Source organism: Rhabdaerophilum calidifontis (assembly GCF_008641065.1).
In the GTDB taxonomy this organism is placed as follows: Bacteria; Pseudomonadota; Alphaproteobacteria; order Rhizobiales; family Beijerinckiaceae; genus Rhabdaerophilum; species Rhabdaerophilum calidifontis.
The window spans coordinates 65,673-85,951 of record NZ_VTRS01000003.1 but is presented as its reverse complement, the minus strand read 5'-3'; the positions used below and the strand labels follow the sequence as shown (position 1 = coordinate 85,951).

Sequence of the window (20,279 nt, the reverse complement as noted above, 5' to 3'; positions counted from 1 at the left end):
GCCATGTCAGAACAGGAAATAGCGCTGCGCCATGGGCAGCACGCTCGCGGGCTCGCAGACCAGCAATTCGCCATCGGCCCGGACATGGTAGGTCTCGGGGTCGACGGAAATATCCGGCATCGCGCCGTTATGCACCATGCTCGCCTTGGAAATGCCGGATCGGACATTCTCCACCGCAACCATGCGCTTGGCGGTGCCAAGTCGCCTGTCGAGCCCGGCATCGAGCGCGGCCCTGCTCACGAAGGTCAGGCTCGTGTTCGTCCGCGCCTTGCCGTAGGCCCCGAACATCGGCCGGTAATGCACCGGCTGCGGCGTGGGGATCGAGGCGTTGGGATCGCCCATCGGCGCGAGCGCGATCATGCCGCCCTTGATGACCATCTCCGGCTTGACGCCGAAGAAGGCCGGCGCCCAGAGGACGAGATCGGCGAGTTTGCCCGGCTCCACCGAGCCGATATGCTTCGCAACGCCATGCGCGATAGCCGGGTTGATCGTGTATTTGGCGATGTAGCGCTTGGCGCGGGTGTTGTCGTTGCCGGCATCGCCCGGAAGGCTCCCGCGCTGCTTCTTCATCTTGTCGGCGGTCTGCCAGGTGCGGATCACCACCTCGCCGATGCGGCCCATGGCCTGGCTGTCGGAGCTCATCATCGAGAGCGCGCCGAGATCGTGGAGGATATCCTCTGCGGCGATGGTCTCCTTCCGGATTCGGCTCTCGGCGAAGGCGAGATCCTCGGCGATCGCGGGGTCGAGATGGTGGCAGACCATGAGCATGTCGAGATGCTCGTCGATCGTGTTCACCGTGAAGGGCCGCGTCGGGTTGGTGGAGGACGGCAGCACGTTCGGCAGGCCTGCGACCTTGATGATGTCCGGCGCGTGGCCGCCCCCTGCTCCCTCGGTGTGGAAGGCGTGGATCGTCCGGCCCTTGAAGGCAGCGATCGTATCCTCGACGAAGCCCGATTCGTTGAGCGTGTCGGTGTGGATCATCACCTGGATGTCCATCTCGTCCGCCACGGAGAGGCAATTGTCGATCGCGGCGGGCGTCGTGCCCCAATCCTCATGGAGCTTGAGCGCGCAGGCACCGCCGAGCACCTGCTCCTCCAGGGCGGCGGGCAGCGCGGCATTACCCTTGCCGGCGAAGCCGAGATTCATCGGAAACGCGTCCGCGGCCTCGATCATCCGCGCGATATGCCAGGGGCCGGGCGTGCAGGTGGTGGCGAGCGTGCCATGCGCCGGGCCGGTGCCGCCGCCGAGCATCGAGGTGATGCCGGAAGCGAGCGCCTCCTCGATCTGCTGCGGGCAGATGAAATGGATATGGCTGTCGAACGCGCCGGCTGTGACGATCTTGCCCTCGCCGGCGATGATCTCCGTGCCCGGCCCGATGACGATATCGACACCCGGCTGGATATCCGGGTTGCCGGCCTTGCCGATCTTCACGATCAGCCCGTCCCGGATCGCGATATCGCCTTTGACGATTCCCCAATGGTCGAGGATCACGGCATTGGTGATGACCGTATCGACCGCGCCGGCCGCGCGCGTTGCCTGGCTCTGGCCCATCCCGTCGCGGATCACCTTGCCGCCGCCGAACTTCACTTCCTCGCCATAGGTCGTGAAATCGCGCTCCACCTCGATGACGAGATCGGTATCCGCGAGGCGGATTTTATCGCCTGTGGTGGGGCCGAACATGTCGGCATAGATCGCGCGAGGGATATGGGTGGGCATCAGAGTTTCCCCATCACGGCCTGCCGGAAGCCGTAGACCTCCCGCTTGCCGGCGATTTTCACGAGGGTGACCTCGCGGCTCTGGCCCGGCTCGAAGCGCACGGCCGTGCCGGCGGGAATGTCGAGCCGGAAGCCGCGCGCCGCCGCCCGCTCGAAGCGGAGCGACGGGTTCGTTTCGAAGAAATGATAATGGCTGCCGACCTGAATGGGCCGGTCGCCCGTGTTGGCCACGGTGATGCGCAGGGTCTCGCGGCCGGCATTGAGTTCGATCTCGCCGGGCGCGGTGATGATTTCACCAGGGATCACGGATTGTCCAGCCATCGCGTCAGCCGATGGTCGCGAGCGCGAGACCGGCAGCGGCGATCGTGCCGCCGGCGATGCGGTAGAAGATCGGGCGATCGAGCCTCGCCACCGCCTGGCCGAGCCCCAGCCCGATCGCGTGCAGGATCGCGGTCGCGGCGAGAAACCCGGCCGCATAGCCGGGCGTGAGCGCGCCCTCGATCCCGTGCGCGAAGCCATGCGCGAGGCCGAACAGGGCCACGAGGCCGGCGGCGGGCAGCCGCGGCACCGGTTGCGCAACCAGCAGCGCGAGGCCGAGCCCGATCACCGAGGCGAGGATCATCGCCTCATAGGCCGGCAGCGCCGCGAGTTTCGCCGCCCCGGCCACAAAACCCGCGAGCATCGCCCCGAGAAAGGCACCGGGCAGCGCGATCCGCGCCCGCCCGCCCAGAAAGGCGGCGACGAGGCCCACGGCGATCATCGCAAGGCAATGGTCGAGCCCGCCGAACGGATGGGCGAAGCCGCTCGCGAAATCGTGGGCGCCGGCATCGGCACCCACATGGGCGAGTGCCGGCGTCGCGGTGAAGGGAAGAACAAGCGAAAGCAGGCGTCGCATCGCAATCTCCAGGCGGCAGGATCAGCGGATCGGATGATGAACGGTGACAAGTTTCGTGCCATCGGGGAAGGTCGCCTCCACCTGCACGTCATGGATCATCTCGGCGATGCCGGGCATCACCTGCTCGCGCGTTAGCACCTTCGCCGCCGCCGCCATCAGATCCGCGACCGAGCGGCCGTCGCGCGCGCCCTCGGTAACGAAATCCGCGATCAGCGCCACCGCTTCCGGATGGTTGAGCTTCACGCCCCGTTCGAGCCGCCGCCGCGCTACCATCGCGGCCATGGCGATCAAGAGCTTGTCCTTCTCGCGCGGTGTGAGGTTCATGCAGGCTCCATCGGCAGGCCGGCCCGAGCGGCCGGCGGGTCAGAGGGCGAGACTGCGCGGGAGATCGGCCCCGAGCCGCCGCGCCAGCAGGCGTGCGAGGTCCAGGGTCGCCACCCGCAGCCGTGCAGCATCGTGGCAAGCCAAACGCACGAGCACAAGCCCGCCAAGATCGCTCGCGCCGCCCTCGAACCCGGCTTCACGCGGGATCGCCGCACGGATCGCGTCGAGATCGTCGCCGGCGGCCGGGCGGGCGAAGAGCAGCGTCGCCAGCGCGACATGGGATCCGAGCGCGCCGGGGCGCAGGAGATGCGCGGCGAAATCGCCCTCGATCCGGGTTTCGTCGGCGAGGATCAGCACGCGGGCGCGGCGCACGCGCCAACTTTCGCGCAGGCTGCCTGAAAGATAGGCTTCTCCCGCTGCGCGACGGCCGAAGACCAGCATCTCGGCCAGCAGCAGGGTCGCGTCGGGGGCGAGATCGATCGTGAAGCGCCGTTCGAGCCGGGCGCCGTCCTGGAGGATGGTCTCCTGCGGCAGCCAGAGGGCGCGCGCACCGACTTCCACCGCCAATTCGGCGGTGATCCGCGTCTCGGCGCCGGCGGAGCGGTAGATCCGCTCGGCGGCAGCGCTGGTCAGCACGAGGCCGGCATCGGCCCCGATCCGCGCGGCGATGGCCACGCGATCCCCGCCCGCGAGCCCGCCGGCGACATTGACGATCACCGCCTCCGGCAGCGGGCCCAGCGGCCGGGGGAAGCGGAAGCGCAGCGCTCCGGCTTCGTGGCGGTCCAGGATCGCGCTCGCCCCGCCGCGCCCCCCGTCGCGCGCGCCGACCTCCAGCGCGAGCCGTGCATCGACCCGCAGCGCGGGCGGGAGGTCCTCCGCGGCGCCGGACGGCAGGGCTTCGGCCGTCATCGCCCCTCCCCGCGCCACCGCGCCGGCGCCGATGATCCGCGCCGGGCCGCCACCCGTATCAAAGAGAGGCGAAACGGGGGGGCACCGATGATGAAAACGCCGCTGATGCTCTTCGCCCTCGCGGGCGGGGTCTTCCTCGTCATCGACCTTCTCTGGCTCGCCTGGCTCGGGCGCGGGCTCTATGTTGCAGAAATCGGGCCGCTCCTGCGCAAAACTCCGAATCTCGCTGCCGCAGCGGCATTCTACATCCTTTATCTCGCGGGGCTGACGTTGTTCGTCACGCTGCCCGCCTTCACGGCCGGGATGCCGGCGCAGGCGCTGCTCGCCGGCGCGGCGTTCGGGCTCGTCGCCTATGCGACCTATGACCTCACAAGTCTTGCGGTGATCGAGGGGTTCACGCTGCGCATCGCGCTGATCGACATGGCCTGGGGCGCCGCGCTGACGGCGTTCTCCGCCTGGGCGGCGGTCCTGCTCGCGCGCCAGTTCGCTTGACCCCCGCGCGTTCCGCTTGCCGTTCGCGCCGCGCCGGCCTATCGCGGACCGGCCGGGGCCGCCCGGCTTCCGGGAAGGGACAGATTTGGCTCCGCCGCTCCTCCAGCTCAGCGCCATCCGCCTCACCTTCGGCGGGCGAAACCTGCTCGACGGCGCCGATCTCATCGTCGAGCCGGGCGAACGGATCTGCCTCGTCGGCCGCAATGGTTCGGGAAAATCGACGCTGCTCGCGGTGGCGGCGGGGCTTGTCGAGCCCGATGCCGGCACGCGCTTCCTCCAGCCCGGCGCGCGGATCGGTGTGCTCGGGCAGGAGCCGGATATGCGCGGCTTCGCGACAAGCCTCGCCTTCGCCGCCGCCGATCTGCCGCCCGGTGCCGGCGACCATGCCGCGCGATTCCTGCTGCACGAACTCGGGCTCTCGGGCGAGGAGGATCCGCGCGCGCTCTCCGGCGGCGAGGCAAGGCGCGCCGCGCTCGCGCGGGCGCTGGCGCCGGAGCCGGATCTGCTGCTCCTCGACGAGCCGACTAACCATCTCGATCTTCCCGCCATCGAATGGCTGGAGGCCGAGCTCAACCGCCGCGCCGCGGCACTGGTGCTGATCAGCCATGACCGGCGCTTTCTCGAGAAGCTCAGCCGCGCGACGATCTGGCTCGACCGGGGAACGACACGGCGGATCGAGAAGGGGTTCGCTGCCTTCGAGGCGTTCCGCGACGCGGCGCTGGCCGAGGAGGAAGCCGCGCAGCACAAGCTCGGCCGCCGGATCGCCAACGAGGAACATTGGCTGCGCTACGGCGTCACGGCGCGGCGCAAGCGCAACGAACGTCGCCTCGCCCGGCTGCACGCGCTCCGCCGCCAGCAGCGCGAGCATGTCCGGGTCGCCGGCAAGCCTGAACTGCGTGCATCCGAGGCCGAGAAAGGCGGCAAGCTCGTGCTCGAGGCCGAACGGATCGGCAAACGCTTCGACCATCGCGCGATCGTCCGGGATCTTTCGCTGCGTCTCTTCACCGGCGACCGGATCGGGATCGTTGGCGCGAATGGCGCCGGCAAGACGACGCTCGTCGCGCTCCTCACCGGCGAGATGGCGCCGGATTCCGGCAACCTGCGCCTCGGCGCCGGGCTCGCGGTCGCGCGGCTCGAACAGAAGCGGGATTCGCTCGCGCCGGACACCACGCTCGCCGACGCACTGACGGGAGGCGGCACGGATACCCTGATCATCGACGGCAAGCCGAAGAATGTCATCGGCTACATGAAGGATTTCCTGTTCCCGCCCGAGAAGGCGCGCACGCCGCTGCGGGTGCTCTCCGGCGGCGAGCGCGCGCGGCTGATGCTGGCGCGGGCGCTGGCGCGGCCCTCGAACCTGCTGGTGCTCGACGAGCCGACCAACGATCTCGATCTCGAAACGCTCGACATGCTCGAGGAGATGCTCGCGGCCTATTCCGGGACGGTGATCCTGATCAGCCATGACCGCGATTTCCTCGATCGGACAGTCGAGCGCGTGCTGGTTCCGGAGGGCGACGGACGCTGGACGATCTATGCCGGCGGCTATTCCGACATGCTCGTGCAGCGCCGCGCCGAGATTCCGGTGCGCAAGGTGCCGGCGCGGGCGGCAGACGGAGCTCGGGAAGACGAGGCGCCGCGCGCCCTTGCCGGGGAACGGGTGGGCCGCAAGCTCACACTATCCGAGAAGAACCATCTGGAAGCCATTCCGCAATCTATCGAAAAGCTTGAAGTCGTGATCGGGAAGCTGAAGACCCGCCTCGCCGATCCCGATCTCTATTCCCGCGACCGCAAGGCGTTCGACGAGGCGGGCGCGCTGCTCGCGCGCGCCGAGGGCGAACGCGCCAGGCTCGAGGAGCGCTGGCTCGAACTCGAACTGATCCGCGAGCAGGGCGGCGCCTGAGCCGGCCGGCATGGCGGCGCTGCCGCCTCACCCTGCCCCGCTGCGCGCGGCGAGGCGGCGGATTGCGCCTTCCGCCGCCGCCCTGCCGGTCGCAAAGCTCGCCTGGAGCAGGTAGCCGCCGGTCGGAGCGTCCCAATCGAGCATTTCGCCGGCCGCGAACACGCCAGGCCGGGAAGCAAGCTCGAAATCAGCGCCGAGGGCGGCGAAGCGCAGGCCGCCGGCGGTGGAGATCGCGCGGTCGAGCCCCGCCGTGGCGGTGATCGTCAGCGGCAGCGCCCGGACGAGGCCGGCGAGCACGGCGGGATCCTTCGGAATGCCGCCCGCCGCCAGGGCGGATTCGAAAACCAGGGTCACGGCGTTCGGCTGCAAGCCGGCGGCGCGGCGCAGCTTCGAGGCCAGCGAATCCTTCGGCCGCGCCGCCTCCAGCCGTGCCGCAATCCATTCGGCGCGGAAATCCGGCCGCAGGTCGAGCACCAGCCGGGCGCTGCCCGCACGCACCAGCGCGGCGCGGATCGGCCGCGACAGGGCGTAGATCACCCCGCCTTCGAGCCCCGATTCGGTGATGATCGCCTCGCCGAACGCGCCTTCGCCGTCAACCCGCGCCAGGATGCGCTTGAGCGGCGTTCCGGCATGCCGGCGCATCACCGCCGACCAGCCGATCCGCACGCCGCAATTCGCCGGTTCGAGCGGCGCGACATCGGCGCCGAAATGGCGCGTCCAGCCGCCATCGGCGCCGAGCCGCGGCCAGCTCGCGCCGCCCAGCGCGAGGATGGTCGCGTCCGGCATGGCGCGCGCCTCGCCGGCGGGCGTCGCGAAGCGCAACGCACCATTCTCGGCCCAGCCGAGCCAGTCATGACGGAGATGGAACCGGATTCCGAGATCCGCCAGCCGCGCGAGCCAGGCGCGCAGCAGCGACGAGGCCTTCATCGCCCTTGGGAAGACGCGGCCGCTCGAGCCGATGAAGGTCTCCTGCCCGAGCCCCTCCGCCCAATCCCGCAGGGCAGCCGGCGGAAAGGCGCGGATCGCCGCTGCGAGCGCCGGCGGCGCAGCGCCGTAGCGGCCAAGGAACGGTTCGAGCGGCTCCGAATGCGTGAGATTGAGCCCGCCGCGCCCGGCCATCAGCAATTTCCGCCCCGGATTGGGCATGCGCTCGAAAAGATCGACCGTGATGCCCGCCCCCGCCAGCGTCTCGGCAGCGAAGAGGCCAGCCGGGCCGCCGCCGATCACCGCCACACGCGGATTCTGCCTGATGCTCGCCATCCCGCCTTGGTGGCGGGCATCCGCGCGAAGTCAAGCCAGTTCGGCCGTGGCTCCACCGCTGACATTGCCCTGGAGGAAGGCCATCGCGGCCTCGACCCCGCCCGGCCGGTGCGGGATGCCCTCGGCCGCGAGGCCCATCTCGACCCCCGCCAAAGTGCCGGCGACCATCAGATCATGGAAATCGCCGAGATGGCCGATGCGGAACACCCTGTCGGCGAGGATGCCGAGCCCATTGCCGAGGCTCATGTTGAAGCGTTCGAGGATGGTCCGGCGCAGCGCATCCGCGGAATGGCCCTCGGGCAGGAACACCGCCGTAAGCGAGGCGGAATGGTCGGAGGGCTTGCGGCACACGGTCTCGAAACCCCAGTGCCGCACGGCGCGGCGCGTCGCCTCGGCGGCGCGGGCATGGCGTGCGAAGACGTTGTCGAGCCCTTCCGCCTCCAGCAGGTCGAGCGCGACCCTGAGGCCCTGGATGAGGTTGGTCGCCGGCGTATAGGGGAAGAAGCCCTTGTCGTTGGCCGCGATCATCTCCTCCCAATCCCAGAAGGCGCGCGGGAACCGGCTCGTCCGCGCCGCGGCGCGTGCCTTGTCCGAGACGGCGTTGAAGGAAAGCCCCGGCGGCAGCATCAGCCCCTTCTGCGAGCCTGCGACCGTAACATCGACCCCCCATTCGTCATGGCGGCAATCGATCGAGGCAAGCGAGGAGATCGTGTCCACCATCAGGAGCGCGGGATGGCCGGCGGCGTCGATCGCCTTGCGGATCGCCGCAATGTCGCTCACGCAGCCGGTCGAGGTTTCGTTATGGACGACGCAGACCGCGCGGATCGCATGCGCCCTGTCCTCGCGGAGCCGCGCCTCGATCGCGGCGGGATCGGCGCCGGAGCGCCAGTCCGAGCGCAGGAACTCGGCCCTGATCCCGAGCCGCGCCGCCATCCGGCTCCACAATGTCGCGAACCAGCCGGTCTCGTACATCAGCACCGCATCGCCGGGCGAGAGCGTGTTGACGAGCGCGGCCTCCCAGGCGCCGGTGCCCGAGGCCGGGAAGATCACGACCGGTTTGCGTGTCCGGAACACCGCGCGGATCCGGGTCAGAACCTCCAGGGCAAGTCGCTGGAATTCCGGGCCGCGATGGTCGATCGTCGGCTTCGCCATCGCCGCGAGAACGGCGAGCGGGGTATTGGTCGGCCCCGGAATCTGCAGAAAATGGCGGCCCGTCGCAATCATTGCTTCCCTCCGGTTCGGCGCTGCGGCGGCGTCCCGGCAGCCCGGTCCCGACCGCGGGCGGTTGATAAAATGTATTTTGTATTATAAATTCATTTCGAGCAAGCGGGCCGCGCAGGGTTCCTCCACGGGAATGTTGCGCCGCCCGGACGCCCGCGACAGTTCAAGCACGGGAGCAGGATATGCACGGCACGCTGGGTGGGCGCGACACTGGGTTGGAACGCCGCCTCGCCCGCGCCATCGCCGGCGAGGTGGCCTTCGACGCCTTCACCCGCGGGCGCTATGCCACCGATGCCTCGATCTACCAGATCATGCCGGCGGGGGTCGTGTTCCCGAAATCCGCCGAGGATATCGCCGCCACGCTGGCGATCGCGCGCGAGGCGGGGCTCTCCGTCACGATGCGCGGCGGCGGCACCTCGCAGAACGGCCAACCGATCAATGCCGGCCTGATCGTCGATTGCGCGCGCTATTTCGGCGCGATCCTCGATTACGATCCCGCCGCGCGCCGGGTTCGGGTTGCGCCGGGGCTGGTGCTGGAGGCGCTGAACGCGCGCCTGCGGCGGGACGGGCTGTTTTTCCCCGTCGAGCCCTCGACGGCGAGCCGCTGCACGATCGGCGGCATGGCCGGCAACAATTCCTGCGGCGCGCGCTCGCTGCGCTACGGCAAGATGGTCGACAATGTCCACGCCATCGAGGCGCTGACGGCGGATGGCACGGCGATGCGCTTCGCCCGCCCCGGCGCGCCGCCTGCCCCGCTCGAAGCGGCGATGCTCGCGCTGGCCGAGCGCGAGCGGGAGGAGATCCTCGCCCGCTTTCCGCGCGTGCAGCGCCGCGTCGGCGGCTACAATCTCGACGCGCTGCTCGCGCCCGAGCCGAACCTCGCACATCTGCTGGTCGGCTCCGAAGGCACGCTCGCCGCGTTTACGGCGATCGAGCTGGCGCTGGCGCCCCTGCCCGCCCGGCGGGTGATGGGCATCTGCCATTTTCCGCATTTCCGCGCCGCGATGGAGACGACGCGGCATCTCGTCGCGCTTGAGCCGGTTGCGGTCGAGCTGGTCGACAACAACGTGCTGACCCTCGGCGCGGAGATCCCGCTGTTCCACGCGACCCTCTCCCGGATCACGCGGGGGCGGCCCGATTGCCTGCTGATCGTCGAATTCGCCGGCGAGGAGGATGCCGCCCTCGAGGCGGCGCTGGCGCGGCTCGATCAATGCATGGCCGATCACGGTTTTTCCGACTCGGTGGTGGCGGTGCGCGATCCGGCGGCGCAGAAAACGGTGTGGGAGATGCGCGAGGCCTGCCTCAACATCATGATGTCGATGAAGGGCGCGGGAAAGCCGGTCTCCTTCATCGAGGATTGCGCGGTGCCGCTCGAACATCTCGCGGATTATGCCGATGCGGTCACGGCGCTGTTCGAGAAGCACGGCACGCGCGGCACCTGGTATGCCCATGCCTCGGTCGGCTGCCTGCATGTCCGGCCGATCCTCGACATGAAGCGCGAGGCCGGGGTGAAGGCGATGCGCGCGATCGCCGAGGAGACGGCGGCACTGGTGCGGCGCTTCAAGGGCTCCTTCTCGGGCGAGCATGGCGACGGGATCTCGCGCTCGGAATTCATCGCGCCGATGTTCGGCCCGCGGCTCGCCCGCGCCTTCGAGACCGTCAAGGCGACATTCGACCCGGAGGACCGGCTCAATCCCGGCAAGATCGTCCGCCCGCACCGTTTCGACGACCGCGCGCTCATGCGCTATCCGCCGGGTTATTCCGCCGCCCTGCCCGGCCCGGCGGCGCTGGACTGGTCGGAATGGGGGGATTTTTCCGGCGCGGTCGAGATGTGCAACAACAACGGCACGTGCCGCAAGCGGGTCGGCGGCGGCATGTGCCCCTCCTATCGCGTCACAGGCGACGAGAAGCACCTGACGCGCGGCCGCGCCAACACGCTGCGGCTCGCGCTTTCCGGCCAGCTCGGCGCGGAGGCTTTGTTCTCGGAGGCGATGCACGAGACCATGGCGCTCTGCGTCGGCTGCAAGGCCTGCCGGCGCGAATGCCCGACCGGGGTGGACATGGCGCGGATGAAGATCGAATTCCTCAGCCATTGGCATGCGCGGCACGGTCTCCCGCTCCGCGAGCGGCTCGTCGCCTTTCTGCCGCGCTATGCCCCCCATGCCGCCCGGCTCGCGCCGCTCCTGAACCTCGGAAACCGCATCACGGTCCTCCGGCAGCTGATGGAGCGCGCGACCGGCATCGCGGCGGCGCGCGCCCTGCCCCGCTGGCAATCCCCCTATCGCGAGACCGGCCCCGTGGCACACCCTGAAGACGTGCGTGGCGACGGGCGGGATCTCATCCTGTTCGCCGATGTGTTCAACCGCCATTTCGAGCCGGAGAATCTGGCGGCGGCGCACCGCGTCCTTGTCGCGGCCGGCTACCGGCTCCATCGCGTCGAGCCGGCGGAGGGCGGCCGGCCGCTCGATTGCGGGCGGACCTTCCTCTCGCTCGGGCTTGTCGAGGAGGCACGGAAGGAAGCGCGGCGAACCTGCACGGCATGGCTGCCCTTCCTTGCGCGCGGCTGCCGGGTCGTCGGGCTCGAACCCTCCTCGATCCTCGGCTTCCGCGACGAATACCGCGTCCTGCTGCCGCCCGATCTCGCCGGGCCGGTCGCGGCGGCGACCTTCCTGTTCGAGGAGGTGCTGGCGGCGGATGCCGATGAAGGCCGGATCGCCCTGCCCTTCGCCGGCCAGAACGGGCGGATCGCGCATCTGCACGGGCATTGCCACCAGAAGGCGGCCGGCGCAATGGGCGCGGTCGAAGCCTGCCTGCGGCGTGTCCCCGGCCTCGCAATCCGGGTGATCGACAGCGCCTGCTGCGGCATGGCCGGCGCCTTCGGCTACCAGGCCGAGACATTGGCCGTCAGCAAGGCCATGGCGGAACTCGCGCTACTGCCGGCGGTGCGGGCGGCCGGCGCCGGCGATCTCATCGTCGCCGACGGAACCTCCTGCCGGCACCAGATCGCCGATCTCGCCGGGCGCGAGGCGCTGCACGTTGCGCGCGTGCTCGACAGCGCGCTGCAAATTTCGGTATAGAGCACGAATGAACAGGATCGCGCGGATCGACGGAATCGAACGCCGTTATCTCCATGACGAGGTGGCCGCCCGGCTGCGCGCGCTGATCCTTTCCGGGGAGCTTGAACCGAAATCCCGCGTCAACGAGATGGATCTCTGCGCGCGGTTCGGCATTTCACGCACGCCCCTGCGCGAGGCGATCAAGATCCTCGCGACCGAGGGGCTGCTCGAATTGCTGCCCAATCGCGGTGCGCGCGTCGGCTCGGTGAGCCAGGCCGAGATCGAGGAAATGATCGAGGTCGTCGCGGCGCTCGAAGCCAGCGCCGGGGAGCGTGCCTGCCGGATGGCGGAGGAGGCCGAGATCGACGCGATCGAGGCCCGGACGCTGATGATGGCCAAGGCCATGGCGCGCGGCGACGAGGCGGCGTATTTCCGGCTCAACCGCGAGATCCACGAGGCGATCATGGCGGCGGCGCGCAATGCGACGCTCGCGCAGATTTACGGCAATCTCTCGAGCCGCATCCAGCGCATGCGCTACACCGCGCACAAGACGCCGGAGCAATGGGCGCGCGCGATGGCGGAGCACGAACGGATGGCGGCGCTGCTGCGGGCCCGCGACGGTGAGGCCCTGGGTCGGCTAATGCGCGACCATGTCCGCTCCAAGGCCGAGGTGATCGCGGCCGCCTACGGGAAATAACGGCCCCGGCGGGCCGCACCCGCCGGGACTTCTGCACGACGCCTGCCCGCCGGTCAGTTGATCTTCGGAACCTTGGCGTCGGCGACGACCTTGCCCCAGCGCTTGATCTCGGAATCGACGAATTTCTCGAAATCCGTGCCCATGAGGTTCGGCACGGGCGAACCGTTCTTCGCCCATTGCTCGCGGATCTGCGGCATCTGCAGCGCCCTGGCGATTTCGTCCTGCATGCGCTTGACGATCTCCGGCGGCGTGCCGCGGATCGCGAACACGGCGTACCAGGTCGAGACCTCATAACCCGGCAGCCCGGCCTCGGCGGCGGTCGGGACATCGGGGATCGAGGCGTTGCGCTCCTTCGCCGCCACGGCGAGCCCCAGCAGGCTGCCGCCCTGGATCTGCGGCGCGGACGAGCCGAGGCCGTCGAACATCACATGGACCTTGCCGGCAACCAGATCCTGCATCGCCGGCCCCGCGCCACGATAGGGCACGTGGACGAGATCCACCCCGGCTAGGATCTTGAACAATTCCCCCGCGAGGTGGTGCGTCGTGCCGTTGCCGGCCGAGGCGAAATTGATCTTGCCGGGATTGGCCTTGGCATAGGCGATCAGATCCTTGAGCGTCTTCACCTCGGGTAGCGCTTTCGGCGAGAAGGAGACGACCTGCGGCGGCGCACCGATCACGGCGATCGGCACGAAATCCTTCTGGAGATCGTAGCCGAGCGACGGATAGATCGCGGGGGCGATCGTGTGGTGCGCGGCGCCGACGAAGAAGGTGTAGCCGTCCGGCGCCGCCTTCGCAGCCTGCGTCGCGCCGAGGGTGCCGCCCGCGCCGCCGCGATTCTCGATCAGGACGCGCTGGTTGAGTTGCTGGTCGAGTTGCGCAGCGAGCGGCCGGGCGAAGGCATCCGTGCCGCCGCCGGCGGGGAACGGGTTGATCAGCGTGATCGGCCGCGCGCTCGGCCAGGCCTGGGCGAGCGCCGGCGCGGCGGTGCCGGCGAGGCCGGCGGCCGCCAGGGCAGCGAGCGTGAAGGCGCGGCGCGAGAGCCTTCGGGGTTCGGTTCGGCGTTTCATGGTCACTCCTGTCGTTTCCTCGGTCCGCTCGCCTTGCCGGCGATGTCGGTCTGGTGGTCCGGCCTGTCGGGGCCGGATAGGCATGTCGTCAGCGAGGCGGCCGCTCAGGCCGCGCCAAGCCGGGCGAGCCCGGCCACGAGATCGGAAAAGCGCTCGCCCTGGACGCGGATATGGGCACGCAGCAGTTCCGCAACCTGCTCGCCCTCCCCGGTCCGGATGGCGGCAACGATCGCCTCGTGTTCGGCGAAGGAGGTGGCAAGCCTGCCGCGCACCCTGAGCTGAAGCCGGCGATAGGGGCGGAGGCGGCGCTGGAGCGCGCGGCATTGCTCGGCAAGGAACGCATTGCCCGAGGCTGCGTAGATCGCCTGATGGAACGTTTCATTGGCCGCGTAATAGCGGTCGCTATCGTCGCGATTGGCGCCGCAGGCGGCGTGCGCATCGGCAAGTGCCTCGATTTCGGCGGCGCTGACCCGCCGCGCGGCGAGGCGGCCGGCCATGGCCTCGAGTTCCGCCATGACCTCGAACATCTCGTAGAGCCGCTCCGGCGTCAGGCTGGCAACGATGGCGCCGCGTCGCGGGCGGATCTCGACCAGGCCGGAGGTTGCGAGCTGGTTCAGCGCCTCGCGAACCGGGGTCCGCGAGACCGCGAACCGCGCCGCCAGCGCCGTCTCGTCGAGACGCTCGCCGGGCAGCAGCGCCCCGGCGACGATCTCATCCTCGATGGCGGCGCGCAGCTTGCGGGAGATGGGGGTCGGGGCGGCATCGAACATCAATCTTGTATACATGATGATTGACTTCGCATGCAAGAGGCGGTTACGAGAAGCCATCCAACCTTGGCCGGAGCCCCGCATGAATATCGGCTTCCTGCAGGATCTGCTCAATTCGGTCGCCGAACAGGGGCGCCTGTTGGTCGATCGCGCGCGCGGCACGGCCGGCGGCGCGCGGCTTGATCGCCTCCCGCTCGCGGAACTTGCGCGGCTGCTGCTGTCCTCGCGGGGCGAAGCCTCGGGCGTCGCCCTCGCCCGGATGATCATCGCGCGCTATGCTGCGGCGGCACCGGAGGCACGGCGGGCCTTCCTTGCGGCGCTTGCCGAGGATTTCGCGCCCGATCCGGCTGCCATCCGCCGCGCCTTCGCGGCCTATGACACGGAGCCGGGGCCGCGCCAGCATGCTGCCCTGCTGGCGGCGGTGGAGCCGCCGCGCCAGGAGGTGATCCGGCGCCTCAATCTCGCGCCGGGCAATACGCTGGGGCTCGTGCGCCTGCGCGAGGACGTGCTCGACGCGCTTGCCGGCGACCCGGCGCTCGCCGCGCTCGACCGCGATTTCGTGCATCTGTTCTCATCCTGGTTCAACAGGGGTTTTCTGGTGCTGAAGCGGATCGACTGGTCGAGCCCGGCGGGCATCCTCGAGAAGATCATCCGTTACGAGGCGGTGCATGCCATCGAAAGCTGGGACGATCTGCGCCGCCGGATCGAGCCGGAGGACCGGCGCTGCTTCGCGTTCTTCCATCCGGCGCTGGTCGACGAGCCGCTGATCTTCGTCGAGGTGGCGCTGATGCGCGAGAAACCGGCGGCGATCGAGCCGATCCTCGCCGGCAACCGCGTGCCGCTGCCGGCGGGCGAGGCCGAGGTCGCGGTGTTCTACTCGATCTCGAACTGCCAGAAGGGTCTTGCCGGCATTTCCTTCGGCAATTTCCTCATCAAGCAGGTGGTCGAGGAATTGCGGCGGGAATTGCCGCAGCTCTCGACCTTCGTGACGCTGTCGCCGGTGCCTGGCTTCCGCAGATGGGTCGAGGCCGGGCTCGCCGGCGGGGATCCGGATTTCATCGCCGCGGGGGAGCGCGCCGTCATCGCGGCGCTCGACGAGGGCGAGACCGACCCCGCCGGGCTCGAAACCGCCGCGCGCGTGCTGGAGCCGCTGCTCGCGCGCTATTTCCTCGAGGCGCGCGACCCGCGCGGGCGCGTCATCGACCCCGTGGCGCGGTTCCATCTCGGCAACGGGGCCCGTCTCGACCGGCTCAACCTGTTCGCGGATTTCTCCCCGAAGGGCTGGCGCGAATCCTATGCCGCCATGGTCAATTACCTCTACGATCTGCCGACGATCGAGGAAAACCACGAACGCTTCGCGAGCCAGGGCGAGGTCGTTGCCTCGCCGGGCGTGCAGAAGGCGCTGCGCCGCGCGCCCCGTACGGCGCCCCGCGCGCCCGCCGCGCGCCCCGCCGATCCCAGCCCCGCCTGATTCCAGTCCGCCTGCTTCCCGCCCCGCCGAGCCCGAAACCCATGACCAGCAGCGCCCGCAACCACCTCTTCGCCGAGATCCGCGCCCGGATGCCGGCGCCCGACGCGCCCTTCGCGTATCTGCCGGACGGGCGGCTCTATCGTTATGCTGATGTCGAGGCCGTCTCGGCGCGGTTCGCCGCGGCGCTGGTCGCGCTCGGCGTGAAACCGGGCGACCGGGTCGCGGTGCAGGTGGAGAAGAGCATCGAGGCCCTGATGCTCTATCTCGGCGCGGTCCGGGCCGGCGCGGTGTTCCTGCCGCTCAACACCGCCTATACCCCGGCCGAGATCGCCTATTTCCTCGGCGATGCCGAACCGGCGGTGTTCGTCTGCGATCCGGGTCGCGCCGAGGCGCTCGCGCCGGTGGCGCGCGAGGCCGGCGCGCGGCTCGAAACGCTCGGTGCCCCGGCATCGCCGGACGGCGCGGCGGGCACGCTCTCCGATCGTGCGCTTGCAGCCTCACCGGACTTCGCGGATGTCGCGCGCGCGCCCGACGATCTCGCCGCGATCCTCTACACCTCCGGCACGACCGGCCGCTCGAAGGGGGCGATGCTCACCCATGAGAACCTCGCCTCGAACGCGCGGGTTCTGGTCGAGACCTGGCGCTTCACCAAGGCGGATGTGCTCATCCACGCCCTGCCGATCTTCCATACCCACGGGCTCTTCGTCGCGACCAACGTGATCCTGTTCTCCGGTGCCGCGATGATCCTCCAGCCGAAATTCGACGCCGACGCGGTGATCGCCGCCCTCCCCGCCGCAACCTGCCTGATGGGCGTGCCGACCTTCTATGTGCGTCTGCTCGACCATCCCGGCCTCGACGCTAAGGCGACGGCGCATATGCGGCTCTTCATCTCCGGCTCGGCGCCGCTCCTCGCCGAGACCCATCGCGCCTTCCGCGCCCGCACCGGCCACGCGATCCTCGAACGCTACGGCATGACCGAAACCAACATGAACACCTCGAACCCCTATGACGGCGAGCGGATCGCCGGCACGGTGGGCTTCCCGCTCCCGGGCACGGCGCTGCGCGTTACCGAGCCGGAGACCGGCTCGCCGCTCGCGCCCGAGGAGATCGGCATGATCGAGGTGCGGGGCCCGAATGTCTTCAAGGGCTATTGGCGCAACCCGGAGAAGACGGCGGCCGAGTTCCGCGCCGACGGCTTCTTCATCACCGGCGATCTCGGCAAGATCGATGCGCGCGGCTATGTCCACATCGTCGGCCGCGGCAAGGACCTGATCATCACCGGCGGCTACAATGTCTATCCCAAGGAGATCGAGGGCGAGATCGACGCGCTGCCGGGCATCGGCGAAAGCGCGGTGATCGGTCTGCCCCACAAGGATTTCGGCGAGGGCGTGACCGCCGTGGTGGTGCCGGCGAAGGGCGCGAGCCCGAGCGAGGCCGCGATCCTGGCGGCGCTCGAGGCGCGGCTTGCGAAATTCAAGCTGCCCAAACGCGTCATCCTGGTGCCGGAACTGCCGCGCAACAGCATGGGCAAGGTCCAGAAGAACGTGCTGCGCGAGACCTACAAGGATCTTTACGCCCGCTGATCTCTCCACGGCCGCGTCCGTCGGGCGCGCGGGCCGGGCTGCGGTCCGCGCGCATGCCGGTGCCGCGTTTACTTGAACATTGCCGGCAGCCAGAGCGAGATCGCCGGAACGTAGGTGACGAGCATCAGCACCGCGAAGGCCGCGCCGTAGAACGGCCAGATCGTCCGCATCGCGTCCCAGATCGAGATCCGGCCGATGGCGCAGGAGACGAACAGCACCGCGCCGACCGGCGGCGTGCACAGGCCGATCCCGAGATTAAGGATCAGGATCGCGCCGAAATGCACCGGATCCATGCCGAAGGCGGTCACCACCGGCAGGAAGATCGGCGTGGTGATGATGATCAGCGGCGACATGTCCATGAAGGTGCCGAGGAAGAGCAGCAGCAGGTTGATCAGCAGGAAGACGACGATCGGGTTGTCAGAGATCGACTTCATGAAGGCGACCATGGCCGCCGGAACCTGGAACAGCGCCAGAAGCCAGCCGAACGAGGCAGCGCAGCCGATGACCAGCAGCACCATCGCCGTCGTCCGCACCGCGCCGTAGGTCGCTTCGAGGAAGCCGTTCCAGTCCATGCCGCGATAGACGAGAACCGCGACGAGGAAGGCATAGACCGCCGCCACGCAGGAGCTTTCCGTGGCCGTGAAGACGCCGGAACGGACCCCGCCGAAGATGATCGCGATCAGGATGATGCCGGGAATCGCCGCCACGGCGTAGACCGCCACCATCCGCCAGCCGGGAAAGGGGTCGCCGTGGTAGCCGCGCCGGCGCGCCATCCACCATGTCGTCACCATCAGCGCCGCGGCCAGCAGCAGACCCGGCAGGATTCCCGCCGTGAACAGATCGGCGATCGAGATCGAGCCGCCCGCCGACAGCGAATAGATGATCATGTTGTGCGAGGGCGGGATCAGCAGGGCGATCACCGCCGAGACCGCCGTGAGGCTGACGGAGAACGAGCGATCGTAGCCGCGCTTCTCCATCTGCGGGATCATCAGCCCGCCGATCGCCGAGGCATCGGCCACCGCCGAGCCGGAAATCCCGCCGAACAGCGTCGAGGCGGCGATGTTCACCTGGCCGAGGCCGCCATGCATGTGGCCGAACAGCGAGCCGGCGAACCGCACCAGCCGCTCCGCGATGCCGCCGCGGATCATCAGATCCCCGGCGAAGATGAAGAACGGGATCGCCATGAGCGCGAAGGCGGAAATGCCGGCATTGAGCCGCTGGAACACGATCAGCGGCGGCATGCCCATGTAGAGCACGGTGAGGAGCGAGGAGATTCCCAGGCAGAACGCGATCGGCGTCCCGATCAGCAGCAGCACCACGAAGGTGCCGAACAGGATCAGCAATTCGGGGGTCATCGCGCATCCTCGATCGTTTCGTCCGCAAGGATCAGCCAGAGCTGCTCGATCGAGAAGAAGGCGAGCAGAACACCGCCGAAGACGAGCGGCAGGAAATCGATCCCGCCCGGCCAGCCGAGCACCGGCAGCGTCGCGGTCCAGGTGCCGATCACGAGCTGCAGCCCGTAGATCGCCATCGCGATCCCGAAACCCAATACCGCCGCCATCGAGATGAAGGCCATGATCCGCGCGATGGTGGGCGGCGAGACATCACGCAGCACATCGAAGCCGAGATGGTAATTGTCGCGCACGCCCACGGCCGAGCCGAGCAGGATGAACCAGCCCATGAGCTGGATCGAAAGCGGCTCGGTCCAGGTGGGGCTGTCGTTGAGCACATAGCGGCCGAAGACCTGCCAGGCCACGGCGAGCGTCATCCCCACCAGCCCCGCGGCCGAGAGGATGATCGCCGCTTCGGCCGTGCGGCGGGACAGGGAACGGAGCAGGGCCTTCACGGCAATCCTCGTTCGTCGGAAGCAAGAGAAAAAGCGGCGGCGGGCCCGCCCGCCGCCGCCGAGTCGGGCCTTACTTCTCGGCCTGAATCTTGGCGACGAGATCCTTCAGCGCCTGGTCCTTCACGAATTTCTCGTAGACCGGCTTCATCGCATCGATGAAGGGTTGCTTCTCGACCGTGTTGATCACGGCGCCTCCGGCGCGGACCTTGGCCTCCGAGGCCTTCTCGCGCGCATCCCAGAGCTTGCGCATCTCGGCCACGCTCTCCTTGGCGGCGGCCTTGACGATCGCCTGATCGGCCGGGCTCAGCTTGTCGAAGCTCTTCTTCGACATCACCAGCACTTCCGGAGAGAGCGAATGCTCGGTGAGCGAGTAGAACTTGGCGACCTCGAAATGCTTGGTCGATTCAAAGGACGGCCAATTGTTCTCGGCGCCATCGATCAGCTTCGTCTGAAGGCCTGAATAGACCTCGCCGAAATTCATCGGCGTCGCGTTGGCGCCGAGCGCCGAGACGAGGCTGATGAACATGTCCGATTGCTGGACACGGATCTTCATGCCCTTCATGTCGGCGGGCGTGTTGATCGGCTGCTTCGAATTGTAGAAGGAGCGCGCGCCGGAATCGTAGAAGGCAAGGCCGACGAGATCGTGCTTCTCGAATTCCTTGAGGATCGAATCCCCGATCAGGCCGTCCATCACCTTGCGCATGTGCGCGACCGAGCGGAAGATGAAGGGCAGCGAGGGCACGTTGGTCGCCGGGATCAGGTTGTTGAACGGCGCCATGTTGATGCGGTTCATGTCGATCACGCCGAAGCGCGTCTGCTCGATCGTGTCCTTCTCCTGGCCGAGCTGGGCGGAGTGGAAGACATTGATCTTGATGCGGCCATTGGTGCGTTGCTCGATGAGCTTGCCCATGAACTTCACCGCCTCGACGGTCGGATAGCCGTCGGGATGGATGTCGGTCGAGCGCAGCGTCACCTGGGCCGATGCCGAACCGGCGCCGAATGCCAGGACCGCCGCGAGGGCGGCGCCGGCGGCGAGCCGGCGGGTCAGGGTCGCGAATTTCGCCATGGATCGTTCC

Annotated in this window: 18 protein-coding genes; 6 read left to right on the top strand and 12 right to left on the bottom strand. The window is 68.9% G+C overall.

Annotated elements, in window-relative coordinates:
• Positions 1 to 6 precede the first annotated feature (6 nt).
• The 5 genes from ureC to FWJ24_RS06820 are packed head-to-tail and all read right to left on the bottom strand — an operon-like array spanning position 7 to position 3,843.
• Entirely contained in the window at positions 7 to 1,716 is a 1,710-nt protein-coding gene (gene ureC, locus FWJ24_RS06840; RefSeq protein WP_150287064.1) for an urease subunit alpha, read from the bottom strand.
• A complete protein-coding gene (locus FWJ24_RS06835) occupies positions 1,716 to 2,021 on the bottom strand; it encodes an urease subunit beta (RefSeq protein ID WP_150287063.1) in 306 nt (101 codons plus the stop codon). Before FWJ24_RS06835 ends, ureC begins: the two co-directional genes overlap by 1 nt.
• Before the next feature lie 19 nt (positions 2,022 to 2,040).
• Entirely contained in the window at positions 2,041 to 2,610 is a 570-nt protein-coding gene (locus tag FWJ24_RS06830; RefSeq protein WP_150287062.1) for a HupE/UreJ family protein, read from the bottom strand.
• Positions 2,611 to 2,631: 21 nt separating this feature from the next.
• On the bottom strand, positions 2,632 to 2,934 hold the full coding sequence (locus tag FWJ24_RS06825) for an urease subunit gamma (protein ID WP_150287061.1): 303 nt from the start codon (positions 2,932 to 2,934) through the stop codon (positions 2,632 to 2,634).
• Between the two features lie 39 nt (positions 2,935 to 2,973).
• A complete protein-coding gene (locus tag FWJ24_RS06820; protein WP_150287060.1) occupies positions 2,974 to 3,843 on the bottom strand; it encodes an urease accessory protein UreD in 870 nt (289 codons plus the stop codon).
• Between the two features lie 87 nt (positions 3,844 to 3,930).
• Between FWJ24_RS06820 and FWJ24_RS06815 the strand changes: the two genes are divergently transcribed.
• Positions 3,931 to 4,335 carry a DUF2177 family protein gene (locus FWJ24_RS06815; protein WP_246155591.1) on the top strand — a complete coding sequence of 135 codons (405 nt, stop codon included), beginning with the start codon at positions 3,931 to 3,933 and terminating at the stop codon, positions 4,333 to 4,335.
• Between the two features lie 85 nt (positions 4,336 to 4,420).
• A complete protein-coding gene (locus FWJ24_RS06810) occupies positions 4,421 to 6,235 on the top strand; it encodes an ABC-F family ATP-binding cassette domain-containing protein (RefSeq protein ID WP_150287059.1) in 1,815 nt (604 codons plus the stop codon).
• Between the two features lie 27 nt (positions 6,236 to 6,262).
• On the opposite strand, the gene FWJ24_RS06805 is transcribed toward FWJ24_RS06810, so the two are convergent.
• Positions 6,263 to 7,495: a BaiN/RdsA family NAD(P)/FAD-dependent oxidoreductase gene (locus FWJ24_RS06805; protein WP_150287058.1), complete on the bottom strand. Its 1,233-nt coding sequence runs from the start codon at positions 7,493 to 7,495 to the stop codon at positions 6,263 to 6,265.
• 30 nt (positions 7,496 to 7,525) lie between these two features.
• Positions 7,526 to 8,719, bottom strand: coding sequence for a pyridoxal-phosphate-dependent aminotransferase family protein (locus tag FWJ24_RS06800; RefSeq protein ID WP_150287057.1), 1,194 nt, complete (start codon positions 8,717 to 8,719; stop codon positions 7,526 to 7,528).
• Positions 8,720 to 8,898: 179 nt separating this feature from the next.
• On the opposite strand from FWJ24_RS06800, the gene FWJ24_RS06795 reads away from it, so the two are divergent.
• Positions 8,899 to 11,793 (top strand): FAD-binding and (Fe-S)-binding domain-containing protein, encoded by a 2,895-nt coding sequence (locus FWJ24_RS06795; protein ID WP_150287056.1) that lies wholly within the window; start codon positions 8,899 to 8,901, stop codon positions 11,791 to 11,793.
• Between the two features lie 7 nt (positions 11,794 to 11,800).
• Complete coding sequence (locus tag FWJ24_RS06790) at positions 11,801 to 12,469, top strand: GntR family transcriptional regulator (RefSeq protein WP_150287055.1); 669 nt, start codon at positions 11,801 to 11,803, stop codon at positions 12,467 to 12,469.
• A gap of 53 nt (positions 12,470 to 12,522) precedes the next feature.
• Here FWJ24_RS06790 and FWJ24_RS06785 read toward each other — a convergent pair whose 3' ends face one another.
• Both FWJ24_RS06785 and FWJ24_RS06780 read right to left on the bottom strand, forming a co-directional pair.
• A complete protein-coding gene (locus FWJ24_RS06785; protein WP_150287054.1) occupies positions 12,523 to 13,536 on the bottom strand; it encodes a Bug family tripartite tricarboxylate transporter substrate binding protein in 1,014 nt (337 codons plus the stop codon).
• 104 nt (positions 13,537 to 13,640) lie between these two features.
• Complete coding sequence (locus FWJ24_RS06780) at positions 13,641 to 14,306, bottom strand: GntR family transcriptional regulator (RefSeq protein ID WP_150287053.1); 666 nt, start codon at positions 14,304 to 14,306, stop codon at positions 13,641 to 13,643.
• A gap of 79 nt (positions 14,307 to 14,385) precedes the next feature.
• Here FWJ24_RS06780 and FWJ24_RS06775 point away from each other — a divergent pair, with 79 nt between their 5' ends.
• Positions 14,386 to 15,774, top strand: coding sequence for a malonyl-CoA decarboxylase (locus FWJ24_RS06775; protein ID WP_150287052.1), 1,389 nt, complete (start codon positions 14,386 to 14,388; stop codon positions 15,772 to 15,774).
• Positions 15,775 to 15,815: 41 nt separating this feature from the next.
• The gene (locus FWJ24_RS06770) at positions 15,816 to 17,357 is read left to right on the top strand and encodes a malonate--CoA ligase (RefSeq protein WP_150287051.1); all 1,542 of its coding nucleotides are present in this window, start codon (positions 15,816 to 15,818) and stop codon (positions 17,355 to 17,357) included.
• Between the two features lie 68 nt (positions 17,358 to 17,425).
• Here FWJ24_RS06770 and FWJ24_RS06765 read toward each other — a convergent pair whose 3' ends face one another.
• The 3 genes from FWJ24_RS06765 to FWJ24_RS06755 form a co-directional block, all read right to left on the bottom strand.
• Positions 17,426 to 18,712 carry a TRAP transporter large permease gene (locus FWJ24_RS06765; protein ID WP_150287050.1) on the bottom strand — a complete coding sequence of 429 codons (1,287 nt, stop codon included), beginning with the start codon at positions 18,710 to 18,712 and terminating at the stop codon, positions 17,426 to 17,428.
• Positions 18,709 to 19,203 carry a TRAP transporter small permease gene (locus tag FWJ24_RS06760; protein ID WP_246155590.1) on the bottom strand — a complete coding sequence of 165 codons (495 nt, stop codon included), beginning with the start codon at positions 19,201 to 19,203 and terminating at the stop codon, positions 18,709 to 18,711. Before FWJ24_RS06760 ends, FWJ24_RS06765 begins: the two co-directional genes overlap by 4 nt.
• 70 nt (positions 19,204 to 19,273) lie before the next feature.
• A complete protein-coding gene (locus tag FWJ24_RS06755; protein ID WP_150287049.1) occupies positions 19,274 to 20,269 on the bottom strand; it encodes a TRAP transporter substrate-binding protein in 996 nt (331 codons plus the stop codon).
• Positions 20,270 to 20,279: the final 10 nt, after the last annotated feature.